Annotated in this window: 17 protein-coding genes and 1 riboswitch; of the genes, 8 read left to right on the top strand and 9 right to left on the bottom strand. The window is 73.1% G+C overall.

Annotated elements, in window-relative coordinates; genetic code table 11:
• Window positions 1–219 precede the first annotated feature (219 nt).
• Window positions 220–1,149, top strand: coding sequence for a hypothetical protein (locus tag ABZ454_RS24790; RefSeq protein WP_359540978.1), 930 nt, complete (start codon window positions 220–222; stop codon window positions 1,147–1,149).
• Window positions 1,150–1,212: 63 nt separating this feature from the next.
• Here ABZ454_RS24790 and ABZ454_RS24785 read toward each other — a convergent pair whose 3' ends face one another.
• On the bottom strand, window positions 1,213–3,021 hold the full coding sequence (locus ABZ454_RS24785) for a DUF6350 family protein (protein WP_359541096.1): 1,809 nt from the start codon (window positions 3,019–3,021) through the stop codon (window positions 1,213–1,215).
• A 125-nt stretch (window positions 3,022–3,146) separates the two neighbouring features.
• On the opposite strand from ABZ454_RS24785, the gene ABZ454_RS24780 reads away from it, so the two are divergent.
• Window positions 3,147–4,697, top strand: coding sequence for a helix-turn-helix domain-containing protein (locus ABZ454_RS24780; RefSeq protein WP_359540976.1), 1,551 nt, complete (start codon window positions 3,147–3,149; stop codon window positions 4,695–4,697).
• A 183-nt stretch (window positions 4,698–4,880) separates the two neighbouring features.
• Here ABZ454_RS24780 and sucD read toward each other — a convergent pair whose 3' ends face one another.
• The 5 genes from sucD to ABZ454_RS24755 form a co-directional block, all read right to left on the bottom strand.
• On the bottom strand, window positions 4,881–5,765 hold the full coding sequence (gene sucD, locus ABZ454_RS24775; RefSeq protein ID WP_356315549.1) for a succinate--CoA ligase subunit alpha: 885 nt from the start codon (window positions 5,763–5,765) through the stop codon (window positions 4,881–4,883).
• Between the two features lie 21 nt (window positions 5,766–5,786).
• On the bottom strand, window positions 5,787–6,968 hold the full coding sequence (gene sucC / locus ABZ454_RS24770; protein WP_356315552.1) for an ADP-forming succinate--CoA ligase subunit beta: 1,182 nt from the start codon (window positions 6,966–6,968) through the stop codon (window positions 5,787–5,789).
• A gap of 277 nt (window positions 6,969–7,245) precedes the next feature.
• Window positions 7,246–8,388 (bottom strand): VWA domain-containing protein, encoded by a 1,143-nt coding sequence (locus tag ABZ454_RS24765; RefSeq protein WP_359541093.1) that lies wholly within the window; start codon window positions 8,386–8,388, stop codon window positions 7,246–7,248.
• A gap of 182 nt (window positions 8,389–8,570) precedes the next feature.
• Window positions 8,571–10,976 (bottom strand): DUF5682 family protein, encoded by a 2,406-nt coding sequence (locus tag ABZ454_RS24760; RefSeq protein WP_359540975.1) that lies wholly within the window; start codon window positions 10,974–10,976, stop codon window positions 8,571–8,573.
• Window positions 10,973–12,085 (bottom strand): AAA family ATPase, encoded by a 1,113-nt coding sequence (locus ABZ454_RS24755; RefSeq protein WP_359540974.1) that lies wholly within the window; start codon window positions 12,083–12,085, stop codon window positions 10,973–10,975. The genes ABZ454_RS24760 and ABZ454_RS24755 overlap by 4 nt, the downstream gene beginning before the upstream one ends.
• Before the next feature lie 117 nt (window positions 12,086–12,202).
• Here ABZ454_RS24755 and ABZ454_RS24750 point away from each other — a divergent pair, with 117 nt between their 5' ends.
• Both ABZ454_RS24750 and ABZ454_RS24745 read left to right on the top strand, forming a co-directional pair.
• Entirely contained in the window at window positions 12,203–13,621 is a 1,419-nt protein-coding gene (locus ABZ454_RS24750) for an SWIM zinc finger family protein (protein ID WP_359540972.1), read from the top strand.
• A 17-nt stretch (window positions 13,622–13,638) separates the two neighbouring features.
• On the top strand, window positions 13,639–15,345 hold the full coding sequence (locus tag ABZ454_RS24745; RefSeq protein ID WP_359540969.1) for a DUF5691 domain-containing protein: 1,707 nt from the start codon (window positions 13,639–13,641) through the stop codon (window positions 15,343–15,345).
• Window positions 15,346–15,982: 637 nt separating this feature from the next.
• Here ABZ454_RS24745 and ABZ454_RS24740 read toward each other — a convergent pair.
• Entirely contained in the window at window positions 15,983–16,396 is a 414-nt protein-coding gene (locus ABZ454_RS24740) for a cobalamin B12-binding domain-containing protein (RefSeq protein WP_356315564.1), read from the bottom strand.
• Between the two features lie 409 nt (window positions 16,397–16,805).
• Here ABZ454_RS24740 and ABZ454_RS24735 point away from each other — a divergent pair, with 409 nt between their 5' ends.
• Together ABZ454_RS24735 and ABZ454_RS24730 are read left to right on the top strand one after the other, a co-directional pair.
• Window positions 16,806–17,831: an alpha/beta fold hydrolase gene (locus tag ABZ454_RS24735; protein ID WP_359540966.1), complete on the top strand. Its 1,026-nt coding sequence runs from the start codon at window positions 16,806–16,808 to the stop codon at window positions 17,829–17,831.
• 260 nt (window positions 17,832–18,091) lie between these two features.
• The gene (locus ABZ454_RS24730) at window positions 18,092–19,765 is read left to right on the top strand and encodes a peptidoglycan DD-metalloendopeptidase family protein (RefSeq protein WP_359540964.1); all 1,674 of its coding nucleotides are present in this window, start codon (window positions 18,092–18,094) and stop codon (window positions 19,763–19,765) included.
• 50 nt (window positions 19,766–19,815) lie between these two features.
• On the opposite strand, the gene pcrA is transcribed toward ABZ454_RS24730, so the two are convergent.
• The gene (gene pcrA, locus ABZ454_RS24725) at window positions 19,816–22,254 is read right to left on the bottom strand and encodes a DNA helicase PcrA (protein ID WP_359540962.1); all 2,439 of its coding nucleotides are present in this window, start codon (window positions 22,252–22,254) and stop codon (window positions 19,816–19,818) included.
• A 259-nt stretch (window positions 22,255–22,513) separates the two neighbouring features.
• Window positions 22,514–22,679: riboswitch (cyclic di-AMP (ydaO/yuaA leader) on the top strand.
• Between pcrA and ABZ454_RS24720 the strand changes: the two genes are divergently transcribed.
• Window positions 22,678–23,838 (top strand): NlpC/P60 family protein, encoded by a 1,161-nt coding sequence (locus ABZ454_RS24720; protein ID WP_359540959.1) that lies wholly within the window; start codon window positions 22,678–22,680, stop codon window positions 23,836–23,838. (Overlaps the previous riboswitch by 2 nt.)
• Window positions 23,839–23,912: 74 nt before the next feature.
• Here the strand turns inward: ABZ454_RS24720 and ABZ454_RS24715 are convergent, their stop codons facing one another.
• Entirely contained in the window at window positions 23,913–24,266 is a 354-nt protein-coding gene (locus tag ABZ454_RS24715; protein ID WP_356315581.1) for a hypothetical protein, read from the bottom strand.
• Between the two features lie 353 nt (window positions 24,267–24,619).
• On the opposite strand from ABZ454_RS24715, the gene ABZ454_RS24710 reads away from it, so the two are divergent.
• A complete protein-coding gene (locus tag ABZ454_RS24710) occupies window positions 24,620–25,666 on the top strand; it encodes an NlpC/P60 family protein (RefSeq protein ID WP_359540958.1) in 1,047 nt (348 codons plus the stop codon).
• Window positions 25,667–25,695 lie beyond the last annotated feature (29 nt).

Below are 25,695 nucleotides of genomic sequence, written 5' to 3'. Positions count from 1 at the left end.
GACCGTCAGCAACGATACCGGCACCTCGGAAGGCCCTCGCCTGACGGGGGTGAGGGCCCGGAGCCCGCGGGCCTGTGCGGGCAACGGGGTCCTGGGTGGCGGCTGCCCGCCACCGCGCCCGTACGCCCAGCTTTCGGCCCGTCCTCGCCGGAGGGTAGCGTCAGGGAGAGCGAACCGTCCGCAGGGCGGAAATGACGAGATGGGGAAGACGTTCACCACATGCCGGACCGACGCCGCACCGCCTTCCGCCACCCGCTGCCCGAGCGGTCCTCACTGCTGATGCGGGAGCGCCAGTCCCCCACGGGATCCTCTTCTTCCTCTTCCTCGCCGGCCGGGTCCTCCGGCCCGGGGGACGACAACCCCTTCGCTCCGCCGCCCGAGGACCGCCCCGACCAGCCGTGGCAGCCGCGCCGGCCGGTCAACGGCGGTACGAACGGTGACGGCGAGGGCAACGGCGAGTCCGGGGATGCGCCCGAGGACGGGTCCTCCGACAACCGGCCCGTCTGGGGCAGCCAGTGGAGCAGCCACCAGCCGGGGCGCCAGAGCGGCACCTTCGGCGGCCGGCCCGGCGGACCGAACGGCCAGGGCGGTGGACGGGGCGGCTCCGAGGGTCCCCGCGGCGGCCTGCGCTGGGACCCGACCGACCCGGTCCAGCGCCGCGCCCGGTACTCGCTGCTCTCCGGCATGTGGGCCTTCTTCTTCGCGCTCTTCGACTTCCCGGAGATCGCGCTGCTGCTCGGCGCACTCGCCACCTACTGGTCGATCAGCGCGCTGCGGGCCAAGCCGAAGGAACCGGCCGCGACCGGGGAGGCCACCGGGGCTCCCGGCATGAGCGCCTTCGGGCAGGGGCCCGGCACGGCGTCCGGCACTCCGTCCGCACCGACGCCGGCCGCGGACTCCCCGGCCGGGGCGGGCCCGCAGAACACCGCCTATCTCCAGCGCGGCAGCCGGCAGCAGACGACGGCCGCGGTCAGCGGTCTGGTGACCGCGCTCATCGCCCTGTCGATCGTCGCGACGACGTTCACGGTGCAGCTCGTCTACCGCGACTACTACACCTGCGTGAACGACGCCCTCACCAAGACGGGCCAGCTGTCCTGCAACGACCAGCTCCCGAAGCCGCTGGAGCCCTTCTTCGGCGTCAAGGAGTAGCTCCGTCGAGGCGTCGGACCCGCACGGAGCGGCCGCGTCACGGCATGACACCGCGGAGGACCGTCACGGCTGAGCGTCCCGCGTACCGGGCGGGCCGAGGGGTGTGGCCGGTGGGGACGACGCCGGGTCCGGGGCAGGTGCGGACGCCGTGGCTGGTGCAGGGCCCGTGGCCGGTGTGGAGTCGGTGAGCGGTGTGGAGTCCGTGAACGGTGTCGAGTCCGTGAGCGGTGTGGGGTCTCCTGGGACTGTGGGTTCGCCGGGCTGCGCCTCGGACGCCAGGGGTTTCGGCGGTGCGAGTGGTGCCTGTGCTGCCCGGGGTGGCTTTGGTGCCTGGGGTGCCTTCGTGTGCCAGGGGTTGGTCGGCAGGAAGTCGTACGCCTCGAACTCGTCGTCCTCCTCCTCCGGGCGACCGTCCGTCAGGCCGGCCGGGTGGGCCACGGGCGCCGGGGCCTCCTCCGCCCCGGATTCCGCCGGCCGGCGGCCGTGCCTCGGCCACCACCCGGGCCGGGCCCTCCCCGGTTCCGCCTCCGCCGCGTCACCGGGTTCCCGCGCCGTGTCCGCACCGCCCGGGCCGCCGCCCGAGGGGGCGGCGCCCTGCGACTCCGCCGGTGTACGCCCGCGCAGCCGCCAGGCCCGCAGCAGCAGCGCCGCCGGGACGGCGAGCGCCGCCGTCCACCCGAAGGCGGCCGCACCGGTGAGCCACCACACGGGGCCCAACCGGGCGAGGGCGTGGGTCCCGAGCGGTCCCCCGGCCGCCGCCGCCAGCAGGGCCGCGCCGATCCCGCAACCGACCGCCCCCAGCGCGGTGGTGAGCGCCGTCTCCCCCGCACCCCAGGCCTCCGCGCGCTCACCGGGGGTGGGTGCCGCCCTCAGCACGGTGAACCAGGCCACCGTCGCGGCGACGGCCACGGGAACCGCCGCTGTCAACCAGTGCAGAGGCGTCCCGGGGCCCTGTGCCGGGAGTGCGGCCAGCAGCGGGAAGTCCGGCAGGGACGGATGTCCCAGGAAGCCGAGCGGGGTGGCCGTGGACGCCGTACCGAGCACGAAACCCGGGCCGAGCCCGTACGCGGCGCCCCACACCGCGGCATTCGGCACCAGCGCCAGTGCCAGCAGGAGCACCGAGAACCGGCCGGCCCAGTCGCCGGAAAGGTGCAGGAAGGACTCCTGGACCGATCCCGCGTGCCACATCAGCCCCACCGCTGCCACCAGCGCGCCCCCGCCCAGCAGGACCGCCACTCCGGCCGCCGCCGACCTGCCCACCACCTCGGCGCGCCGCGCGAACCGGGACCGTGCCATCGCCTCGTGCAGCCACACCGGCGCCCAGGAGGGCGGGGGCCCGAGCGGGAACCCCGAGGCCGTCCACACCCCGGCGGCGGCCGCACCCGCCACGACGAGGACCGTCGGGAACAGCAGGGTCAGCGGCCGGGCCGACAGCGAGGTCTCCCGGACATAGAGCGCCGCAGCCGCCCCGACCAGCAGGTATCCCCCCGTCACCAGGGCGACCGTGCCTCCGGCCGAGAGAACGCCGTGCCCCTCTTCGGACTCCGCCACGTCCCTGGCCGCCCGGTGCACCAGCCAGACCGGCAGGGCGGCGAGCAGGAGCGGAACGACGCCGACGGGGGACGGGGCCCCGGTCAGGGTGTCGGTCCTGACCAGTTCGGCGCCGTGCGCGAGCAGCCAGACAGCCGCCGCCGCCCGGAAGGCTTCGCCGGGGCTGCTGGCCGGGCCCGGGGAGCTGATCCAGAGCACCACGACGAGCACGATGACGGAGCCCAGTCCCAGCCCTGCCGCGAGCGCCCCGCGCAGGAGCGCCCTGGTCTGCACGACGGACCGTCCGTGCTCTGCCGACAACGACGGGCCGCGTTCGGTCATGTGGGTCACGCCGCCATGCTCCCAACGACACGCACTTATTTCGTGTAACGGGCGAACGGCCGTGGTGTCGCCCAATATACGTTTATGTACTTTTTCCCCCAGTGCGGGCCGGGCGAGGCGCCCTCATGACCCAGAGCACGACCGTCGCGCCCGCCGCCCCGCCGCTCCCCTCACCCAAGGAGCGACGCAGGCTGCGGGAGGCGAAATCGCTGAGTGAGGAGCAGGTCGCGGCGGCCGTGGGCGTCACCCGGGCCACGGTCCGGGCCTGGGAGACGGGCCGCACCAGCCCGCGGGGACGCAAGCGCGAGGTGTACGCGCGTCTGATCGGAAGCGGGGGGACGCGGTCCGCCTCACACCCCGCCCGCATCACGTCGGCCACCCCGAACTGCCGGCCGAGAGCCGCCGCACGGCAGGCCAGGTCGGACGAAGCCGCGAGGACCGCCGGCGCCGAGAACGCGAGGACCGCTGCCGCCGAGAACGGGACGACCACCGCCGCCGAGGACCTGAGGACCGCTGCCGCCGAGAACGGGACGACCACCGCCGCCAAGGACCTGAGGCCCGCTGCCGCCGAAGCCCCGGCGGCAACGGCGGTCCCGGCGGCCCTGGCGGCAGCGGCGGCGACGAAGCCGGCGGCCGGGTCTTCAGCTCCGAAGGCCGCCGGGCCGCCCGCGACTCCCTCCCCGAAGACCCGTCCGCCGACCCCCGTCGAAGCCACCGGGAGCGACGTCATGGATCCGACCGAGCCCAGCACCACCGCACCCGAGACACCCAGGCCCGCCGAGGCGCCCGAGGTGCTTGAAGCGATCGAGGTGATCGAGGCAGCCGCAGCGGCCGAAGGGGCCGGTGGGGCCGGGCCGTCCTCGGCCGCCGAGGCCTTCGACGCGCTGTACCAGCACGCCGCCGCCTCGCTCTACCGGCAGACCTACCTGCTGACCGGCCGCCGCGCCCTGGCCCGGGAGGCCGTCGGCAAGGCCTTCGAGCAGACCTGGCAGCGCTGGCCGGAGGTCGCCGTGGACCGCGATCCGGTGGGCTGGGTGCGCGCGGCCGCCTACGAGTACGCGATGTCGCCGTGGCACCGGCTGCGCCGTGAGCATCGCCACCCCGACCCCCCGCCCGAGGCACCCGGCCCCCGCGCGCTGCTCGACGTGCTGCTCGCCCTGCCGCCCTCGTACCGCCGCACCCTGCTGCTGCACGACGGTGTCGGCCTGGGGCTGCCGGAGACCGCGGCGGAGACGGAGGCCAGCACTCCGGCGGCCGCTGGGCGGCTGATGAACGCCCGGGCCGCCGTCACCGAGCAGCTGCCCGAGCTCGCGAAGCCGTCCACACCGGCCGAGCAGTCCGCGCTGCTGCACGAACACCTCGGCGCCCTCGCCCTGACCCAGCCCGTCCCCTCGCTCCTCGAGCCCGGCCTGATCCGGACGGGCTGCGAGCGCAAGGCGGAGCTCTGGACCCGGGCGGCCATCGCGTTCACCGTGCTGCTGATCGGGCTGACGCTGATCACCCTGGCCACGGCCCCGACGCGGTACGAGACACCCCAGTCGCCCGCGCAGAAGGTGGAGGGGGTGCCTCCGCTCGGTGGCCCGCAGAAGCTGACTCCGCAGGACAAGAAGCTGCAGAAGAAGCTCGGCGGTGAGCTGGTGCGGGGTCCGGCCCGCCTGGTCCCCCGGGCCGGCTGATCCGGCACTCCGGCAGCGCTTGCGGCAGACGAAGACGCGGGCCCGCACCCCTGGTCAGGGGTGCGGGCCCGCGTCTTCGTCCGTGAGCGCCGACCGCGGTGACGCTCCGACGCGGTGAGGCGTGGGGCGACGGCGGCAGGCTCAGGCGTCCGGCGGCCGGCGCCGGACCTCACGCGCCTGGCGTCAGGCGCCGAGGATCTCGCGTGCCAGCTTGGCGGTCTCGGTCGGCGTCTTGCCGACCTTGACGCCGGCGGCCTCGAGGGCCTCCTTCTTCGCCTGGGCGGTGCCGGAGGAACCGGAGACGATGGCGCCGGCGTGGCCCATGGTCTTGCCCTCGGGGGCGGTGAAGCCCGCGACGTAACCGACGACCGGCTTGGTGACGTTCTTCGCGATGAAGTCCGCCGCACGCTCCTCGGCGTCGCCGCCGATCTCGCCGATCATGACGATCAGGTCGGTGTCGGGGTCGGCCTCGAACGCCGCGAGGGCGTCGATGTGCGTCGTACCGATGACCGGGTCGCCACCGATGCCGACGGCGGACGAGAAGCCGATGTCACGCAGCTCGTACATCATCTGGTAGGTCAGCGTGCCGGACTTCGACACCAGACCGATGCGACCGGGCTTGGTGATGTCGCCCGGGATGATGCCGGCGTTGGACTGGCCGGGGGTGATGAGACCCGGGCAGTTCGGGCCGATGATCCGGGTCTTGTTGCCCTTCGCGCCGGCGTACGCCCAGAAGGCGGCCGAGTCGTGGACGGCGATGCCCTCGGTGATCACGACGGCGAGCGGGATCTCGGCGTCGATCGCCTCGACGACGGCGGCCTTGGAGAAGGCCGGCGGCACGAAGAGGACGGACACGTTCGCGCCGGTCTTCTCCATCGCCTCGGCGACGGAGCCGAAGACCGGTACCTCGGTGCCGTCGAAGTCGACGGTCGTGCCGGCCTTGCGCGGGTTCACGCCGCCGACGATGTTGGTGCCGTCGGCGAGCATGAGCTTGGTGTGCTTCATGCCCGTCGCGCCGGTCATCCCCTGGACGATGACCTTGCTGTCCTTGGTGAGGAAGATAGCCATGGTGGTCTGAGTCCCTCTTCCTTACTTCGCAGCCGCGGCGAGCTCGGCGGCCTTGTCGGCCGCGCCGTCCATGGTGTCCACACGCTGAACGAGCGGGTGGTTGGCGTCGGAAAGGATCTTGCGACCCAGCTCCGCGTTGTTGCCGTCAAGACGCACGACGAGCGGCTTGGTGACCGCTTCGCCCTTGGACTTGAGCAGCTCGAGCGCCTGGACGATGCCGTTGGCGACCTCGTCGCAGGCGGTGATGCCGCCGAAGACGTTGACGAACACGGACTTGACGTCCGGGTCGCCGAGGATGATCTCCAGGCCGTTCGCCATGACCTCTGCGGAGGCGCCGCCACCGATGTCGAGGAAGTTGGCGGGCTTCACGTTGCCGTGGTTCTCACCGGCGTACGCGACGACGTCCAGGGTCGACATGACCAGACCGGCACCGTTACCGATGATGCCGACCTCGCCGTCGAGCTTGACGTAGTTGAGGTTCTTGGCCTTGGCGGCGGCCTCGAGCGGGTTGGCCGCGGCCTTGTCCTCGAGCGCCTCGTGCCCGGGCTGACGGAAGTCGGCGTTCTCGTCGAGAGACACCTTTCCGTCGAGCGCCAGGATGCGGCCGTCCTTGGTCTTCACCAGCGGGTTGACCTCGACGAGGAGGGCGTCCTCGGCGACGAAGGTGTCCCACAGGGTCACCAGGGCCTCGGCGACACCCTCGGCCACGTCGGCCGGGAACTTCGCCTGGGCCACGATCTCGCGGGCCTTGACGATGTCGACGCCGTCGACGGCGTTGACCGGGACCTTCGCGAGGGCCTCGGGGGTCTTCTCCGCGACCTCCTCGATGTCCATGCCGCCCTGCACCGAGGCCATGGCCAGGAAGGTGCGGTTGGTGCGGTCGAGGAGGTACGAGACGTAGTACTCCGCCTCGATCTCCGGGGACAGCTCGGCGATCATCACCTTGTGGACCGTGTGGCCCTTGATGTCCATGCCGAGGATGTCGGTCGCCCGGGCGACCGCCTCGTCGGCGGTGGCGGCCAGCTTCACGCCACCGGCCTTGCCGCGGCCACCGACCTTCACCTGCGCCTTGACGACCGACTTGCCGCCCAGCCGCTCGGTCGCCTCGCGGGCTGCCTCAGGCGTCTCGATCACTTCACCGGCCAGCACCGGTACACCGTGCTTGGCGAAGAGGTCCCTCGCCTGGTACTCGAACAGGTCCACGCGCGTCCGTCCCTTATCAAATGGTCTCGCGGTTGGTTTTCTGCGTGGGCGTGCCGCGAGGGGCAACGTGACTGCTCTGTCACTAGGAAGGCGCACACGGTGACCGGATACGCGGCATGTCCATCTCGCAGGTTATCCCCGCGCCCCGCATGACCCTAAATCGCAGATCCCCCCTGGGCGGTGATTACGGTCACAGATCGCGCTGGTGGCCGGGTCGCAGTGGACAAATCGATACGGGGACGGTGGTGAGGCGCCGGCGGTCGCGCACGGCCTGACGTCACCGAGGGACCTCCTTGTCCGGTATGGGGAGGGGCCGCTTCTCGATCGCGGCCGCCATCACGTCCGGGAAGAGGTCCGGCGTACAGGCGAAGGCGGGAGCGCCCAGGGCGGAGAGGGCCGCCGCGTGGTCACGGTCGTAGGCGGGAGCCCCCTCGTCGGAAAGGGCGAGCAGGGTCACGAACTGCACTCCGGACGCCTTCATGGCGGCGACCCGCTTCAGCATCCCGTCGCGGATACCGCCCTCGTAGAGGTCGCTGATGAGCACGACGACGGTGTCGGCGGGGCGGGTGATCCTCGACTGGCAGTAGGCGAGTGCCCGGTTGATGTCGGTGCCGCCGCCGAGCTGGGTGCCGAAGAGCACGTCGACGGGGTCGTCGAGCTGGTCGGTGAGGTCGACGACCGCGGTGTCGAAGACGACGAGCCTCGTCCGCAACGAGCGCATGGAGGCGAGGACGGCGCCGAAGACCGAGGCGTAGACGACGGAGGCGGCCATCGAACCCGACTGGTCGACGCAGAGGACGACCTCCTTCTTCACGGACCGCGCGGCCCGCCCGTAGCCGATGAGCCGCTCGGGGACGATCGTGCCGGCGCCGTCCTCGCCGGGGAGGGTCAGGTAGTTCTTGAGGTTGGCCCGGATGGTGCGGTCCCAGTCGATGTCGTGGTGCCGGGGGCGCGTGACCTTCGCGGATCGGTCCAGGGCGCCCGTGAGCGTCGCTCGGGTACGGGTCGAGAGCTGCCTCTCCAGCTTCTCGACGACCTTGCGCACGACGGCTCTTGCCGTCTCCTTCGTCGTCTCGGGCATGGCCTTGCCGAGGGAGAGCAGGGTGCCGACGAGATGGACGTCCGCCTCGACGGCTTCCAGCAGCTCCGGTTCCAGCAGGAGCGCGGAGAGGCCGAGGCGGTCGATGGCGTCGCGTTGCATGACCTGGACGACGGACGTGGGGAAGTACGTGCGGATGTCGCCGAGCCAGCGGGCCACGGAGGGGGCGGAAGCCCCGAGTCCGGCCGCTCTTGCGCTGCCGCCCCGGCCGCCGGGCCGGCCCCCGCTCTCGTAGAGCGCGGTCAGCGCACCGTCCATCGCCGCGTCGCGTCCGGTGAGGGTGCGGCCGGTGCTCTCCGCACTGTCCGCGCCCAGCACCATGCGCCACCGCCGCAGCCGCTCCTCGTGACCCGCGGGGCCCGGGGGCGTGGCAGTCGCCGCCGTCGCTGTCCCCGTCGTCGCTGTTGCCGTCGTCGCTGTTGCCGTCGCCGCCGTCCCCGTCGTCGCTGTCACGGGAATGCCCGCCGCCGTGCTCGTCGTACCCGTCGTGTTCGTCGACTTCGTCATCCCGTTGCCCCCAGCTGTTCCTCGTGGTTGTCGGGTTTCTCCGCTTTCTCCGCCGGCCTCTCGACGTCCAGGCCCAGCAGCAGGCGCAGGACCGGCACCACCGCGTCCGCCCGTGGCCCGTCCAGGACCGGGCCGAACCCGGGTGCGGTGGACTCTCGGCCCGCGACGGCTCCGGCGCCGGAAGTCGTGGCTGCGGCCGGGCCGCGCCGGACCAGTTCGCCCAGCGTGCGCCGCACCCCCGCCTCGTACGCCGAGAAGGTGCGGCGCAGCAGGGGCAGGACGTCGGTGAAGGTGTCCGCGGGGACGCCGGTGAGCCAGGCGTCGACCAGGGCGAGCAGGCGCTCGTCGTGGACCAGCAGCATGCCGCCGCCGGCCGCGCCGCCGACGAAGCCCTCGATCCATGCGGCGGCGTCGGCGGGAGGCGTGCCGGGTGACAGGGCGAGGCCCATCAGCCGGGCGGCCTCGTCGTGGGCGAGGTGTCCGTCGTCGAGCAGCAGCCGGGCGGCCCGGCCGCGGATCACGCCGGCGACCGCTACCCGGACGGCGAGCCGGTGCAGCACGGTTCTCCAGCGCTCGCGCAGTCCGTCCGCGTCCGCCGGTACGGCGCCGGCGAGCAGTCCGATCGCCGTGTGGACGCCCTCCACCTGACGCCGCAGGGCGGCGGCCGCGTCCGTGTCGAGCCCGGTGCAGGCGGGGGGCAGTCCGACGCAGATCCGCTCCGCGAGTCCGGCCGCGACCTCGCCCAGTGCGGCGGTGTCCGTGGCACGGACGTCCCCGTAACGCAGCGTGCGGGCCAGGGCCGGCAGGGCGTCGGCGAGGTGGCCGACGTCGGCGTCGAGGGCCGCCCGGTCGGCGAGGACCCGCATCACGACGGGGAGCGCCTCGGGCAGTCCCGCGAGCAGGCACCGCTCGGCCAGGGCGGTCACCTCGGCGAGTGAGGTGGCGGCCAGGGCCTCCGACTCGGCGCGTGCGGTGGCGGCGGCGAGCACGGTGGTGCCCCAGACGCCCGCCTCCGCGACGCGGACGTACAGCTCCGGCTCCCAGCGCAGCCGCCAGCTCTCCCGGAAGGTGCCGGTGCTCCCCCGGCCCGCGGCGGGTTCGCCCCAGCCGATGCCGAGGAGGCGCAGCCGGTGCAGCAGGCGGCTGCGGGCGGCGTCGGTGTCCTTGCGCAGGTCGAGCTCCAACTCCCGCTCCGCCGCCTCCGGTTTGAGCCTCAGGGCGCGCTGCCGCCGGTTCAGGTCACGCTGGAGCGGCACGGCGGGCGCGGTGTCCGGCACGTCGCCGAGTGTCACGCCGACGACCAGCCGGTCCCGGACGAGGGCGAGCGGCACGTCGGAGCCCTCGCACATCACGGCCCGGACGGCGTCGGTCGTCTCGCTGAGTCCGGCGAGCGGCCGGCCCCGCAAGGCGGCGAGGGTGTCGGCGAGCCGGACCGCCTCGATGACGTGGGCGGAGGACACGAACCGGTCCTCGTCGCGCAGGAGTCCGGCGACCTTGGTCATCCACCGTTCGACCGGGCGGTCAGGGGAGGCGAAGAGGTGCTCGTACCAGCCGGGCGAGTCGATCCCTGCCCCGTATCCGCTGTGCCGGGCGAGCCGCTGATGGGTCCAGGGCACCCACGTCAGCTCCGTCTTGACCTTCGGGAGGCCCTTGAGGAGCGCCCGGTCGGCGGTCTGCGTCGTCCGCGCTTCGAGGGCGGGAACATGCCAGGCGCCGCAGACCACGGCGAAGGCGCCGCCGAACTCCTTGCGGGCGGCGCGGATCTGGAGGCGCATGTACGCCTCCCGGACCGCGTCCCTGGGGTGCCCGCCGTCCCCGTACACCTCGCGCAGGGCGGTCATCGCCTCGCCGAGCGCGGCGAAGGCGGCCAGCGGGTCGGCGACCGCGGCACCAGGGGCGCCCGTGCCGGGGACGCGGTGTTCGACCACGTCCTCCCACCAGCGTTCGGGGTCGTCGTAGCCCGCCGTCTCGGCCAGCACCCGGATCGGGTCGACGGGCGGCACGGCAGGCCCCGTCTCCCCTTCCGCGGGCGCCTCCGCCCCGCCGTCCCGTCCGCCTTCCTCCGCCATGGCCAGGGAGTGCGCCGCGGGCAGGTCGATGAAGCGGACCGGGACGCCGTGCGCCAGGGCCCAGCGCAGGGCGACCCATTCGGGCGAGAACGCGGCGAGCGGCCAGAACGCCGCCCGTCCCGGATCGTCCACCGCGTGGGCGAGCAGGGCGACGGGCGGCCGCATCTGCTCGTCGGCGGCGAGCGGCAGCAGCGCGTCACCCTCCGGCGGTCCCTCGATGAGCACCGCCTGCGGGCGGGCCGCGTCGAGGGCGGCACGGACGGCGCGGGCCGAGCCCGGGCCGTGGTGCCGCACCCCGAGCATCAGCGGCCCCGCCGGGCGCGCGCCGGTCATACGGAGACCTCGCGGCAGGCGCGGTAGAAGTCCTTCCAGCCGTCCCGCTCGCGCACCACGGTCTCCAGGTACTCCTGCCAGACCACGCGGTCCGCCGCCGGATCACGGACGACCGCGCCGAGGATGCCGGCGGCGACGTCACCGGGGCGCAGCACGCCGTCACCGAAGTGGGCGGCGAGGGCCAGGCCGTTCGTGACGACGGAGATGGCCTCGGCCGTGGACAGCGTTCCCGAGGGGGACTTGAGCTTGGTCCGGCCGTCGGCCGTGACCCCGTCGCGCAGCTCACGGAAGACCGTGACCACGCGGCGGATCTCCGCGAGACCGTCCGGTGCGGGCGGCAGGTCGAGCGAGCGCCCGACCTGGTCGACGCGGCGCGAGACGATGTCGACCTCCGCCTCGGGGGTGGCGGGCAGCGGCAGCACGACGGTGTTGAAGCGACGGCGCAGCGCGCTGGACAGCTCGTTGACCCCGCGGTCGCGGTCGTTGGCCGTGGCGATGACGTTGAACCCGCGGACGGCCTGGACCTCCTGGCCCAGTTCGGGCAGTGGGAGGGTCTTCTCCGACAGGATCGTGATCAGCGAGTCCTGCACATCGGCGGGGATGCGGGTGAGTTCCTCGATCCGGGCGGTCATGCCCTCGGACATGGCGCGCATCAGCGGACTGGGCACCAGCGCGTCCCGGCTGGGCCCGTGCGCGAGCAGCTGTGCGTAGTTCCATCCGTAGCGGACGGCTTCCTCGGGCGTGCCCGCCGTGCCCTGGACGAGCAGGGTCGAGTCGCCGCTGACGGCGGCGGCGAGGTGTTCGGACACCCAGGTCTTGGCGGTGCCGGGCACGCCGAGGAGCAGCAGCGCCCGGTCGGTGGCGAGGGTGGTGACGGCGACCTCCACGAGGCGGCGCGGGCCCACGTACTTCGGTGTGATCACCGTGCCGTCGGAGAGGGTGCCGCCGAGCAGATACGTGGCGACGGCCCACGGTGACAGCCGCCAACGCGGGGGCCGGGGGCGGTCGTCGGCGGCGGCCAGCGCCTTCAGCTCCTCGGCGAAGGCGTCCTCGGCATGCGGGCGCAGGGCCTCGGCGCCGGTGGCTGCGGTGGTTTCGGGCACGGTCATGGATCCCCCTCCAGGTCGGTCGGCCTGATGCGGTTCCCACGGTGCACCATGGCACTGACAATCGAAGTCCTCGCAGGTCAGAACCCGTTGTCAGTGGGGCGGCCTAACGTCGTTCCCATGCTGCTGACTGACGGGGGAGAACCCTTGGGCGCCGCTGCTCCGGCGGCGCGCTGGACGGTGGAGCAGGTCCTGGCCCTGGCTCCTGACGACGCTTCACGCAAGGCGGGGAACAAGCTGGGTGCGGCCGGTCCGTGGTCGGACACCGGAGGGGACGGTTCGGGCGCGGTGTGGGGGCTGTGCCGGGGAAGCGGGAGCAGGCCCTACCGGACGGTGATCGACACCATGGGCCCCGCGTACAAGTGCAGTTGCCCCAGCCGCAAGTTCCCGTGCAAGCACGCGCTGGGTCTGCTGCTCCTCCACGCGTCCGACGGATCGGCGCTGCCCGCCGCCGCTCCGCCCGACTGGGCGGGCGAGTGGCTGGAAGGCCGCCGCGTCCGCGCCCGGGGCAAGGAAGAGGTCGCGGGCGGTGGTCCGGCCGATCCGGAGGCCGCCCGGCGCCGCGCCGAGCGGCGGGCGGAGCGGATCGACGGCGGTGCGCAGGAGCTGGAGCAGCGCCTGACCGACCTGCTGCGGGGTGGGCTGGCCTCGGCCGAGCAGTCGGGGTACGGGCTGTGGGAGGAGACGGCTGCCCGCATGGTCGACGCGCAGGCACCCGGTCTGGCGGGGCGGGTGCGGGAGTTGGGCGCGATCGTGGCCTCCGGTCCAGGCTGGCCGGTGCGGCTGCTGGAGGAGTGCGCGCTGCTTCACATGCTGGATACGGCGTGGCTGGGCATCGACCGGCTTCCGCAGCCGCTGGCGGCGACGGTCCGCACCCGCGTGGGACTGACGTCGCCCGCGGAGGGACCGCCGGTCCGCGACCAGTGGCTGGTCCTCGCGCAGTACGACACACCCGAGGGCAAGATCGTCGCGCGCCGCATCTGGCTGTACGGAAGGGACTCGGGCCGCGTCGCGCTGCTGCTGTCCTTCGGGGCCGCGGGGCGCTCCCCCGCGCAGGCCCTGCCCGTGGGCCTCACGCTCGACGCCGAGGTCACGCCCTATCCGGGGTCCGGACAGCTCCGGGCGGAGCTGGGCGAGCAGTTCGGGCCGCCCGTGCCGGCCGGGGCTCCGCCGCCCGGCGTCGCGGTCGGCGAGGCGATCGCCGCGTACGGCAGAGCGCTGGGCGACGACCCGTGGCTGGAGTCCTGGCCGGTCACGCTCCGCGATGTCATACCCGTGCCGTCCGCGGACGGCTGGCAACTGGCGGACGCGGAGGGCGATGCGGCCCTGCCCGTCGCCGCTGCCGCGCTGTCCCGGCCGGCGCTGTGGAAGCTCGTCGCGCTCTCGGGCGGCGGCCCGCTCACCGTCTTCGGGGAGTGCGGCCACCGCGGCTTCGACCCGCTCGCGGCGTGGCCGTCCGGACCTGAGGGCCGTCCCGCGACGACGGATCCGTCGTCGCGCGTCCGCCCGCACGCCACCGAGGCCGTACCGCTCGTCTGACCTCCGGAGGAGGAGTGATGCCCCCTACCACCACGCCCGCGCCCACGACCGCCTCGCACGGACCCGGCGCCCCGCCACCGGCCGCTCGCTCGGCCGCCGAGCCCACCGCGCCCCACGGGACGCTCGCCTCCGCGCCGTGGGAGGAGCTCGTCACCTCGGCGTTGCTCGGCACGGACCGCCGCCCGCCCGGGGTGGCATCCGGCACCGGCCCGGACGGCACGGCGGCAGCGCTGCTGGACGCCGCCGCGCTGCACACCGTGCGGCGGCGGGCGGGCCTGTTGCCCGCCCCCGCGGCGCCCCGGCCCGAGCCCGCGCCCGTCGACCCGCGGCCGGCGCTGCCGGAGGCCGCCCGGAACCGGCTGGCGCAGCTGCTCGCGGACCGGGCGGCCCCGAGCGGTTCGGGTGGGAGACGTGGCACGGCCCCGGATCTCACGGAGCTGATCCCGCAATGGCTCGCCACCGCCAACGCGCACGGATACCGGGCCCCGGACGCCGCGTTGCCTCCCCTGCTGGACGCGGCCCGGGCGCGCACCGATCTGCGGCCCCAGGCCCTGGCGTTCGCCGGGCCGCGCGGGCTGTGGCTGGCCGGGCTGAACCCTGACTGGAAGTTCGCGCTGCGGGGCGCGTCGGGCAGTGCGCTGCTGCCCGAGGTGACGGACCGGGAGGCGGTGCGCCGCCTGTGGGAGGAGGGCCTGTTCGCCGAACGCGTCGCTCTGCTGTCCGCCGTACGGGCGCATGACGCGGACGCCGCCCTCGCCCTGCTCGCCACCACCTGGTCCACGGAGCGGGCCGAGGACCGGCTGATGTTCATCGACTCGCTGCGCACCGGGCTGTCCGGAGCCGACGAGGAGTTCCTGGAGCGGGCCCTCGCCGACCGCAGCCGCAATGTGCGCGCCACGGCCGCCGAGCTGCTGTCCGCGCTTCCCGGATCAGCGCTGGCCCACCGGATGGCGGTCCGCGCCCTGTCCTGCGTGAGCCCCGGGCTCACCGGCACGGGCCCGTCCGTGGCTGTGGAGGCCCCCCATGAATGCGATGCGGCGATGCAGCGCGACGGTGTGACGGCACTCCCACCGTCCGGGCGGGGCGAACGGTCGTGGTGGCTGGGCCAGCTGGTGGAGTCGTCCCCGCTGTCCGTCTGGCCGACGCGGTTCGGCGGGCGTGGCGCGCGGGAGATCGTCGCGCTGCCCGTGGCCGACGGCTGGGGCGAGGAACTGCACGCGGCCTGGTGCCGGGCGGCGGTGCGGCAGCGCGACCCGGAGTGGGCGCGGGCGCTGCTCGGCGCCCCCTCCACGCCTCCGTCGAACGGCCCCGGTACGGCGTCGCTCGCCGAGCGGTCGAAGCTCCTGGCGGTGCTGCCCGCCGCCGAACGGGCCGACTGGGTGGCCGGGTTCATCGCGGCCCACGGCCTGTCGGAGGCGTTCCAACTGCTGGGGGTCTGCCCGACGCCGTGGGCGGAGCCGCTCGGGCGGTCCGTCGTGGACGCCCTCGACATCGCCCGGGACGCGGGCAGCTACCCCTGGAGCTTCAGCGGGGTGATGGGCCTCGCCGAACGCTGCCTGAACCCGGCCGCGGCGGACCGGCTCGAGATACTCACCACGACGCCCGACGAGCCAGCGGATGCCTCACCGGGTGCGAACGGCTACTGGTCGGAAGCGTTCCGGCGCCTGGTCTCCACTCTGCGGCTGCGCGCGTCGATGGATCTGGAGCTGGCACCGGAGACCTGAGCGAGAGGGCCACTGGGCCTCGGCCCCGGCCGCTGGCCTGAAGGCAAAAAAACCGGGCCATTGAGGCAGCCCCGACCCAGGCCCGGCCCCGGCACCGCGAGGCCGGCCCCCACGGCGGAACGATGGCCGGGCCGGGACCAAGGCCGGGATGAAGGCCGGGGCCGGGCGCCACCGGATGCGTCGGCCCCGGCAGGAACCGGGCGCCACTGAAGATTGGAAGAAGACCAGGCGCCACTGAAGCCCGGGAACCGCACGAAACGGGCCGCCTGATACCGGCGCCCGCTCGAACCCGGGCACCCCGGAAACGGCCCCCGCAGCACACCCGGCCCGCCGCCAGCTCAAGCTCGGCGCCATACAGGCCCCGCGTCGTTCAGCCCTGGCGTCGTACAGGCCCGCCGCTCAGACCTGGCGTCGTGCACGCTCGCCGCCAGCTCAAACCGGCGCCATACACGCCCGGCGCCATACACGCCCGGCGCCATACACGCCCGGTGCCATACAGGCCCCGCGTCGTTCAGCCCTGGCGTCGTACAAGCCCGCCGCTCAGACCTGGCGTCGTGCACGCTCGCCGCCAGCTCAAACCGGCGCCATACACGCCCGGCGCCATACAGGCCCACCGTCAGCTCAGGCCCGGCGTCGATCAGGCCTGGGCCGGCTGGCGGACGTGCGCGTTGACCCACTCGACGATCGCGACCGTCGTCGCGCCCGGCGTGAAGATCTCCGCGACGCCCTGCTCCTTCAGCGGTGCGATGTCCGCCTCGGGGATGATGCCGCCGCCGAAGACCTTGATGTCCGCCGCGTCGCGCTCCTTCAGCAGCTCGATCACCTTCGCGAAGAGCGTGTTGTGCGCACCGGAGAGGATCGAGAGCCCGATGGCGTCGGCGTCCTCCTGGATCGCGGTGTCCACGATCTGCTCAGGTGTCTGGTGGAGGCCCGTGTAGATGACCTCCATACCGGCGTCGCGCAGTGCCCGCGCGATCACCTTGGCCCCGCGGTCATGGCCGTCGAGGCCCGGCTTGGCCACCACCACACGGATCGGACCGGTCACACCCATCACTGCCTCCACATGCGTCTCCCGTGCCTGAAGGGCCGGGGATGTGAACGAACGTTATCGACAGCATCTCGCAAGCCGCCGTTTCGCGGTGGGCGGGGAGGGGGAAATCACACGTGGGACATGTTCACCGGGCACCGCTCCCGCAGCACGCGGCAGTCCTGCCGTGCGGGACCGGCCGCCAGGGGAGCCGCGACGAGGTCGCCGTACCACCGCGCCGCCAGCCGCGCGGCACGGTGGTACGGCTCATCACCCGCCTGCCCTCGGTCACCGTGTGTGACCTGGGGACGAGCGCGGGCGGCGAGTCCCGGACGGCGACCCGCCGGTCCGGACCTCCTCCGGCATGGCGCCCCACGAGGGCATACGGGGCAGCGAGCCGCTCCTCACCGGATGCCGGAGCAGGAGGTCGACCATGCAGACCCTGCCAAGCCTTCCCCTACTGCTGCGCCGACTGGGCGTGGGCAGCGCCTGGCTGCCGTCCGCCCGGATGCCGTCCACCCCGTTGTCCGCAGCCCTGCTGAGAGCAACCGCGCTGGAACTGGTGGTGCTCGCGGGGCACACGCTCCTGTATCCCACCGGCATCGCCGGCGAGCGGCACCCCGCGGGCGGGGCGACAGCGGCGACAGGAACGCCGGCCGCCGCACCAGGACCGACCGACCCGGCCTCCGCACCCACGCCCCCGCCCGCGCTCACTCCCGCGCCCACGCCCGCACTCACGCCCGCATCCACGCCGGCGACTGCGTCCGCGACCACACCCGCGACCGCGCCCGCAGGGACCACCGCCCTCCCCACCGGAGCCTCCGAACGGCCGCCCGTCGTGCTCCTGCACGGCTTCATCGACAACCGCTCGGTCTTCGTCCTGCTGCGCCGCTCACTGGCCAGGCACGGCTGGCACCACCTGGAGTCACTCAACTACTCGCCGCTGACCTGCGACATCCGCACGGCCGCCGAGCTGCTCGGCCGGCACGTCGAGGAGATCTGCGCCCGCACCGGCCATCACGAGGTCGACATCGTCGGACACAGCCTCGGCGGCCTGATAGCGCGCTACTACGTCCAGCGACTGGGCGGTGACCAGCGGGTCCGCACGCTCGTCACCCTCGGCACGCCGCACGGCGGTACCGCCGTCGCCCCGCTGGCCGGCGCCCTCCCCATCGTGCGCCAGATGCGCAGCGGTTCGGCGCCGATCGAGGAACTGCGACTGCCTGCGCCCGGCTGCCGCACCCGTTTCGTCAGCTTCTGGAGCGAGCTGGACCAGGTGATCGTTCCGGTCGAGGCCGCCTGCGTCGACCACCCGGACCTGGACGCGGTGAACGTACGCGTCAGCGGGGTCGGGCACCTCGCCCTGCCCGTGCACCCCGCCGTGGCCGCCCGCATCCGCCAGGCGCTCGACGCCCACGCGTCGGGCCAGAGCTCCGCCGGCACCGCGTCCGTGGCCTGAACCTGCCCCGTTTCCGGCAGACATCCCCGGCCTGTCAACGCCGCACATCACTCACAAATAGAACGCGTTTCGAACATAGAGCCAAGGCTGTGTGAGTGGCCCGTCGAAAGGCAGCCGATTGCCCGTTTCCTGAGCGCTCGGAGGCCGTCGAAGATTGTCGGCGTCACGTACCGCCGGGTACAGTCGCGGCCACTGCTTCCCCCGGAGTCCCACGGGACCCCGGACACACTGGTCCTGCTGCCGAGGCGAGAGAGAAGTTGGTGAACGACCAGCACCCCCACGCCGGGCACGCCGGGTACGACGGCCACTCCACGGGCACCTTCGACGGCGACCCGCTCTTCGGCTCCCTCCCCGGCAGCTACGACGGCTCGTACGACACCACGACGGGTTACGGCACCGCCTACGGCAGTGACCAGGCCGCCTACAGCGGCGCGTACGACGCATCCCAGTGGGACACGGGCACGCACCACGCGGCCGGCTACGGCCACACGGCCTATGCCGCGCCACCCCAGCACCCGTACGACGCCGACCCGCAGTACGACACCGGCGCGACGTGGGTGCCCGCCGACGGCGGCTACGGCCACACGGTCCCGGCCCAGCACGGCGCCCCGGACTCCTCCGGCCAGTGGGACACGACCGCCTGGCACCAGAACGGCGGGTGGAACGGCGCCGCCGCGACGGGTCACGACACCGGCACGTACGACGCCACCGCCTGGAACACCGGCGCCACGCCCGAGTACGACCAGCAAACCGCGCAGAGCGCCCACCTGGCGACGGCGCCCTACGAAGCCGAACAGACGGCGCAGTATCCGCACGGAAGCCACGAACCGCACGAGGCATACGGGGCGTACGAGACCTACGAGCCTCACGCGGCTCATGAGACGGCGCACGAGACGGCGCACGAGCCCCCCGCTCCTCACGAGGCGTACGGGCATCAGGCCTCCTACGACCCGTACGAGCCCTACCTGACCGCCGAGTTCAGCCTCCCGGAGACGGGCTTCGACGCCGAGGCCCCCGACAGCGCCGAGGCGGACGGCAACGGGCCTGACGACACCGGGCAGGAGCCGGTCGGCCACACCCGCGACCACGACTCGGCGACCACGACCTCCCCGGAGCCGGGCCCGGACCCCGCCCCGGCCGGCAGCCACCGCCCCGCGGCCCGCCCGGTCACCCGCGGCGGTGGCGGGAGCCGCAGCCGCAGGCGCTCCCCCGCGAAGCGTTCCGCACTGCTCACCGTCGCCGTTCCGTCCGCCTGTGTGATGAGCGTGGCGGGCATCGCCGCAGCGTCCGTGGGCGGCATGGGCGGCGGCGAGGAGAAGAAGGACGAGACCACGACGATGGCGGCCGCCGATCCCGGCACCGTCAAGCCGGTCGCGGCGAACAACAAGCTGGACACCCAGCTGGCCAATCTCAGTGCCGACGCGGAGAACTTCGCCGACCGCGCCAGCCGCACGCAGGAGCGTATCGACCTGAAGGAGCGGCAGGCCGCCGAGAAGGCGAGGCGCGCGGCGGAGGCCGCCCGCAAGGAGGCGCTGCGCCCCAAGTTCGTCATGCCGGTCAAGGATCACCGGCTCAGTGCGTACTTCGGCCAGGCGGGCGTCAACTGGATGTCCGTGCACACGGGCATCGACTTCCCCGTCGACTACGGCACGCCGGTGATGGCGGCCACCGACGGCACCATCCGTACGCAGTTCAACACCGCCTACGGGAACATGGCCATCGTCACCGCGGCCGACGGCACCGAGACCTGGTACTGCCACCTCAGCAGCACCCGGATCCGCTCGGGCCCGGTCAAGGCCGGTGACGTCATCGCGCACTCCGGCGACTCCGGCAACTCGACCGGCCCGCACCTGCACTTCGAGGTGCGCCCCGGCGGCGGCGCGGCCATCGACCCGCTGCCCTGGCTCCGTAGCCACAACGTCAACCCGAACTGACCGGCGCGCGGAACGGCCGGGGAAACCCCGGCCGGCCGTCCCGCCGGGCGCTACAGCTTCTCGACCGGGGCGTACCGCAGCAGCAGCTTCTTCGGCCGTTCGTCCCCGAAGTCGACCGTGGCCTTCGCCTGGTCCCCGATGCCCTCGACCGCCGTCACCGTGCCCAGACCGAACTGGTCGTGGGTGACCCGGTCGCCGGCCACCAGCGTGATCGTCGGCTTGTCCGAGGTCCGCCGGGTCGCGAAGCCCGAGGGGCCCGAGCGTGCGCGGGACGCGGAGAGCGACGACGTGATCCCCGACGTCGGTCCGGCCGGGGCCGCCATCGGCCCCTTGCGCTTCCACTCCAGGTGCTGGTCCGGGATCTCCTCCAGGAACCGCGACGGCGGGTTGTACGAGGGCTGGCCCCAGGCGCTGCGCATCGCCGCCCGGGTGAGGTAGAGCCGCTCGCGGGCGCGCGTGATGCCGACGTAGGCCAGCCGGCGCTCCTCCTCCAGCTCCTTGACCTGGCCCAGCGCCCGCATGTGCGGGAAGACGCCGTCCTCCATGCCGGTCAGGAAGACGACCGGGAATTCGAGGCCCTTGGCGGTGTGCAGGGTCATCAGCGTGATGACGCCGGAGCCGTCGGTGTCCTCGTCGGGGATCTGGTCGGAGTCGGCGACGAGCGCGACCTTCTCCAGGAACTCCGCGAGGGTGCCCGCGCCCTCGTCCTCGCCCCGCTCCTGCTCGAATTCGAGGGCGACGGCGGCGAGTTCCTGAAGGTTCTCGATCCGGGTCTCGTCCTGAGGGTCGGTGGACGCCTGGAGTTCGGCGAGGTAGCCCGTACGCTCCAGCACCGCTTCCAGCACCACGGCCGGCCCCGCACCGGACTCGACGATGGTGCGGAGCTCCTCCATCAGCGTGTTGAACCGCTTGACGGCGTTCGCGGAGCGGGCCGCCATGCCGTACGCCTCGTCGACGCGGCGCAGCGCCTGCGGGAAGGTGATCTTCTCGCGCAGGGACAGGGCGTCGATCATCGCCTCGGCGCGGTCGCCGATGCCGCGCTTGGGCACGTTCAGGATGCGCCGCAGCGGGACGGTGTCCTCGGGGTTGGCGAGGACGCGGAGGTAGGCCAGGACGTCGCGGACCTCCTTGCGCTCGTAGAAGCGCACCCCGCCGACGACCTTGTAGGGCAGGCCGACGCGGATGAAGATCTCCTCGAAGACACGGGACTGCGCGTTCGTCCGGTAGAAGATCGCCACGTCGCCGGCCTTGGCGTCGCCCGCGTCGGTCAGCCGGTCGATCTCGTCGGCGACGAACTGCGCCTCGTCGTGCTCGGTGTCCGCGACGTATCCGGTGATGCGGGCACCGGTGCCGGCGTTGGTCCAGAGGTTCTTCGGGCGGCGACTCTCGTTGCGCTCGATGACCGCGTTGGCCGCGGACAGGATCGTCTGCGTGGAGCGGTAGTTCTGCTCCAGCAGGATCGTGGTCGCGTCGGGGTAGTCCTCCTCGAACTGGAGGATGTTGCGGATCGTCGCGCCGCGGAAGGCGTAGATCGACTGGTCCGCGTCACCCACCACGCAGAGCTCGGCGGGGGCGTTCTCCGGGCCGGACGGGCCGACCAGTTCCCGTACGAGCGTGTACTGGGCGTGGTTGGTGTCCTGGTACTCGTCGACCAGGACGTGCCGGAAGCGGCGGCGGTAGTGCTCGGCGACGTCGGGGAACGCCTGGAGCAGGTGGACCGTCGTCATGATGATGTCGTCGAAGTCCAGCGCGTTGGCCTCGCGCAGCCGGGACTGGTACAGCGCGTAGGCCTGGGCGAGGGTCTTCTCGAAACCGTCCGCCGCCTGGCCGGCGAAGGTCTCCTCGTCGATCAGTTCGTTCTTCAGGTTCGAGACCTTCGCCGTGAACGACTTCGGCGGGTAGCGCTTCGGGTCGAGGTCCAGGTCGCGGCAGACCAGGGCCATGAGGCGCTTGGAGTCGGCGGCGTCGTAGATCGAGAACGAGGAGGTGAAGCCGAGCTTCTTCGACTCGCGGCGCAGGATGCGTACGCACGCGCTGTGGAAGGTCATGACCCACATGGCGTTGGCCCGCGGTCCGACGAGCTGCTCGACGCGCTCCTTCATCTCGCCGGCGGCCTTGTTGGTGAAGGTGATCGCCAGGATCTGGCCCGGGTGCGTCCCGCGCTCGGCCAGCAGGTGCGCGATGCGGTGGGTCAGGACACGGGTCTTGCCCGACCCGGCGCCGGCGACGATGAGCAGCGGGGACCCGGCGTGCACGACGGCCGCGCGCTGTTCGGTGTTCAGCCCGTCGAGCAGCGCGGCCGCGTCGATGACCGGGCGGTGGGCCCCGTCGCGGTAGTACGCGTCGCGGGGCGGCGGGGGCCCGTCGAAAACGCCCGCGAAGAGGCCCTCCGGCACCGCTTCGGGTGCGGAGTCCTCGGGGGGCGGCGGGGGCCCTTCCTCCGTGTGCTGGAGGCCGGCCAGGAAACTGTCGTCAAAGAGGCTGCTCATCGCTGTCCGAGTCTAGGGCTCCGCACTGACACTCCGGGGCCGAGTGACGAACCCCGCACCGGCGGCCGGGCACCGAGAGCGATCCGGGGTCTACGGTGCGTGGACGTCCGCCGGTCCCCGCCCGCCCGCCTTCGCTCCGATCCGTACAGGTCACGAAAATGTATCGGGCATATCGAACATCAACCTTCACAGCGGCACCATGAGTTGGCTAGCGTGCTCGTCCGGGCGGCCCGTACCCCCAGAGGCGATCCACGCCGACCGGGCGTCCACGCCGAATCCGGGCTGCCCGCAGGGAAGTCCGGAACCGGGGACCCACACGCATCACCGGGGTGAATCGGTCCACGTCCCCCACCAGGACCGTAGGGCAGCCTTCCGTTCCGCCCGAACCCGACAGCTAACCCGGTAGGCGGTCCACGGAAGGAGATGCCGGCCTTGGCGTCGCATCGCAAACCGCGCACCCTGGTGCGCAGCACCGGCCCCGCCGTCGGGCTCACGACGGCCGCGCTGGCGTCGGTGACCCTGCTGTCCACGCAGAGCGCACTGGCCGCCCCGGCGCCCAAGCCCAGCATCGAGGACGTGCAGAAGAAGGTCGACGACCTCTACCGGCAGGCAGGCACCGCGACCCAGCAGTACAACCAGGCGAAGGAGGCGACGGCCGAGCAGCGCTCCAAGGTGGACACGCTGCTGGACGATGTGGCCCGGCGCACCGAGAAGCTGAACGAGGCGCGCAGGACGCTCGGCACGTACGCCGCCGCCCAGTACCGCGGCGGCGCCCTGGCCCCGACCGCCACCTTCTTCCTGGCCGACGACCCGCAGTCGTTCTTCGACCAGACCCACCTCATGGACCGGATGACCGAGCGCCAGACGCGGGCCGTGTCGGACTTCCGTACGCAGCAGGCGAAGGCTTCCGAGCAGCGGGCCGAGGCCGTGGCGAGCCTGGAGACCCTCACCGAGTCGCAGGCGACCCTGCGCACCAGCAAGCAGAGCGTCCAGACGAAGCTGTCCCAGGCCCGCGGCCTGCTGTCGAAACTGACCGCCGAGGAGAAGGCGCGCCTGGCCGAGCTGGAGCGCAAGAAGGAGGCGGAGGCCGAGCGCAAGGCGGCGGAGCTGGCGAAGAAGCAGGCCGCCGCGAAGAAGGCCGAGGCCGACCGCAAGGCGGAGGAGGGCGCGAAGGAGACCGGCAGCGGCACGGGAACCGGTACGGGCTCCGGTTCCGGTGCGGACGCCGGCGCCTCGACCAAGGCCGCGACGGTCATGGCGTTCGCCCGGGCGCAGCTCGGCAAGCCGTACGTCTGGGGGGCGACCGGCCCGGCCTCGTACGACTGCTCGGGGCTCACCCAGGCGGCGTGGAAGGCGGCCGGCGTCGACATACCGCGGACCACCTGGGACCAGGTGAACGTCGGCACCCGGATCGCCACGGAGGATCTGCAACCCGGTGACCTGGTCTTCTTCTACGACGACATCAGCCACGTCGGCATCTACAAGGGCGACGGCATGATGATCCACGCGCCGAAGCCGGGAGCGAACGTGCGCGAGGAGTCGATCTACTACATGCCGATCTACGGGAGCGTGCGGCCGGGCTGAAGCCGGTCGGCCCACGTCGCGTGGACGCCGCTGCCCGGACCCTCGCGGGTCCGGGCAGCGGCGTTCGCCCCCGCTCAGGTCCAGAGCGTGGCGATGAAGATGTTGACGACCGTCAGTCCGCCGACCGTCGCGAAGAGGCCCTTGTCGACCTTCTCGTCGTCGCGCTTGACGTAGACGAGCGCGAGGATCACGACGAGGATCAGCAGCTTGATGCCGATCTTCACGTTGTTCACGGGGTGGTCGTCGGCCTGGTCGAGGCCGACCAGCGCCACTCCGGTGACCAGCATGGTCAGCGCTCCGTGCAGCATCGCCGGGACGAATCGCGCCGTGCCGGCCCCCATCGCCTTCATCTGGGTGAGGAATCCGCCCAGCAGAGAGGCGATGCCGATGATGTGCAGGGCGACGAAGACATCGATGAGTACACGCATGGCTCCGCAGCCTAGCCGCGGCCTTGTCGGCACTCGGCGGCCAGGTGAGGCTTAGTGGCACCTGACCACGGGATGCACCAATTGCCTGGTCTGGTGCCATTTTTCCGATCGTCCGGCGACAACGCAACGCCAAATTCACACAATAAGCGCCATGACAACTCTTTCTCCTGGCCCGGGCTTAGCGTCCCATCCAGGTGGCCGGCACACCGCCGATCCGCACCCGGACGGCGTTCCCGGTCACCCCGCCGGGGCTCCGGCGGCGGGCCGCTCCCCCTGTTGGCGGCCCGCCGCCGGGCCGGGCGGGCCCGTCGGTAGACCCCGGCGGGCCGTCGACAGGAAGGACGCCCGCCCTCGTGGCAGCGCACCGGAAACCCAAGCAGCGCCCGTACACCGGCTCTGCTGCCCGCACCGCAGCGACGCTCGCCTTCGCCGGGGCCGCGACCGCTGCCGCGTTGCCGGGGGCCGCGCACGCCGATCCGGCACCGACCGCCGCCCAGGTGAGGGCCGAGGTGGACCGGCTGTACCGGGAGGCGGAGGTCGCCACCGAGCGGTACAACGGCGCCAAGGTGAAGGCCACCGCCGCCGAGAAGTCCGTGGACGCCCTGCGCGACGAGGCCGCCCGCAGGACCGAGCGGCTCAACGCCGCCCGCGACAGGCTGGGTTCCTACGCCGCGGCCCAGTACCGGTCCGGCGGCCTCGACCCCGCCGTGCAGCTGGTGCTCTCCTCGGACCCCGACCAGTACCTCCAGCGCGCCTCGTACGTGGAGCGGGCCGGTGAGCGCCGCGCCACCGAGGTCCGCGCCGTGCAGCGCCAGGTCGCGGACGTGGCCCAGGTGCGCGCCGAGGCCGCCGGCCGGCTGAGCGAACTCGCCACGCGCCAGGCCGCCCTGAAGGAGCACAAGGCCACGGTCCGCGCCAGACTCGCCGAGGCACGGCGGCTGCTGGCCCGCCTCACGCCCGCCGAGCGCGCCTCCTACGACGCCTCGGAGGGCGGCCGTGGCGGCGCCCACGCCGACCGCAGCGCCCCGCGCGGCTCCGTCCAGGCACCCAACGCCCGCGCCGCCGAGGCGGTCGCCTTCGCGTACACGGCCCTGGGCAAGCCGTACGTCTGGGGCGCCACCGGACCCTCCTCGTTCGACTGCTCCGGCCTCACCCAGGCCGCCTACCGCTCCGCGGGTGTCTCGCTCCCCCGGACCACGTACACGCAGATCGCCGCCGGCCGGCGCGTATCACGCTCCGAACTCGAGCCGGGGGACCTGGTGTTCTTCTACTCGGGCATCAGCCACGTGGGCCTCTACATCGGCAACGGCCAGATGATCCACGCCCCGCGCCCGGGAGCCCCCGTCCGCGTGGCGCCGATCGACCAGATGCCCTTCGCGGGAGCGACCCGGGTGGCATAGGCTCCGGGCTTTCGATCCGGAACGGCCCT

This window comes from Streptomyces sp. NPDC005803 (assembly GCF_040630435.1).
Taxonomy (GTDB): Bacteria; Actinomycetota; Actinomycetes; order Streptomycetales; family Streptomycetaceae; genus Streptomyces.
This window is presented reverse-complemented; position numbering and strand designations above follow the sequence as displayed.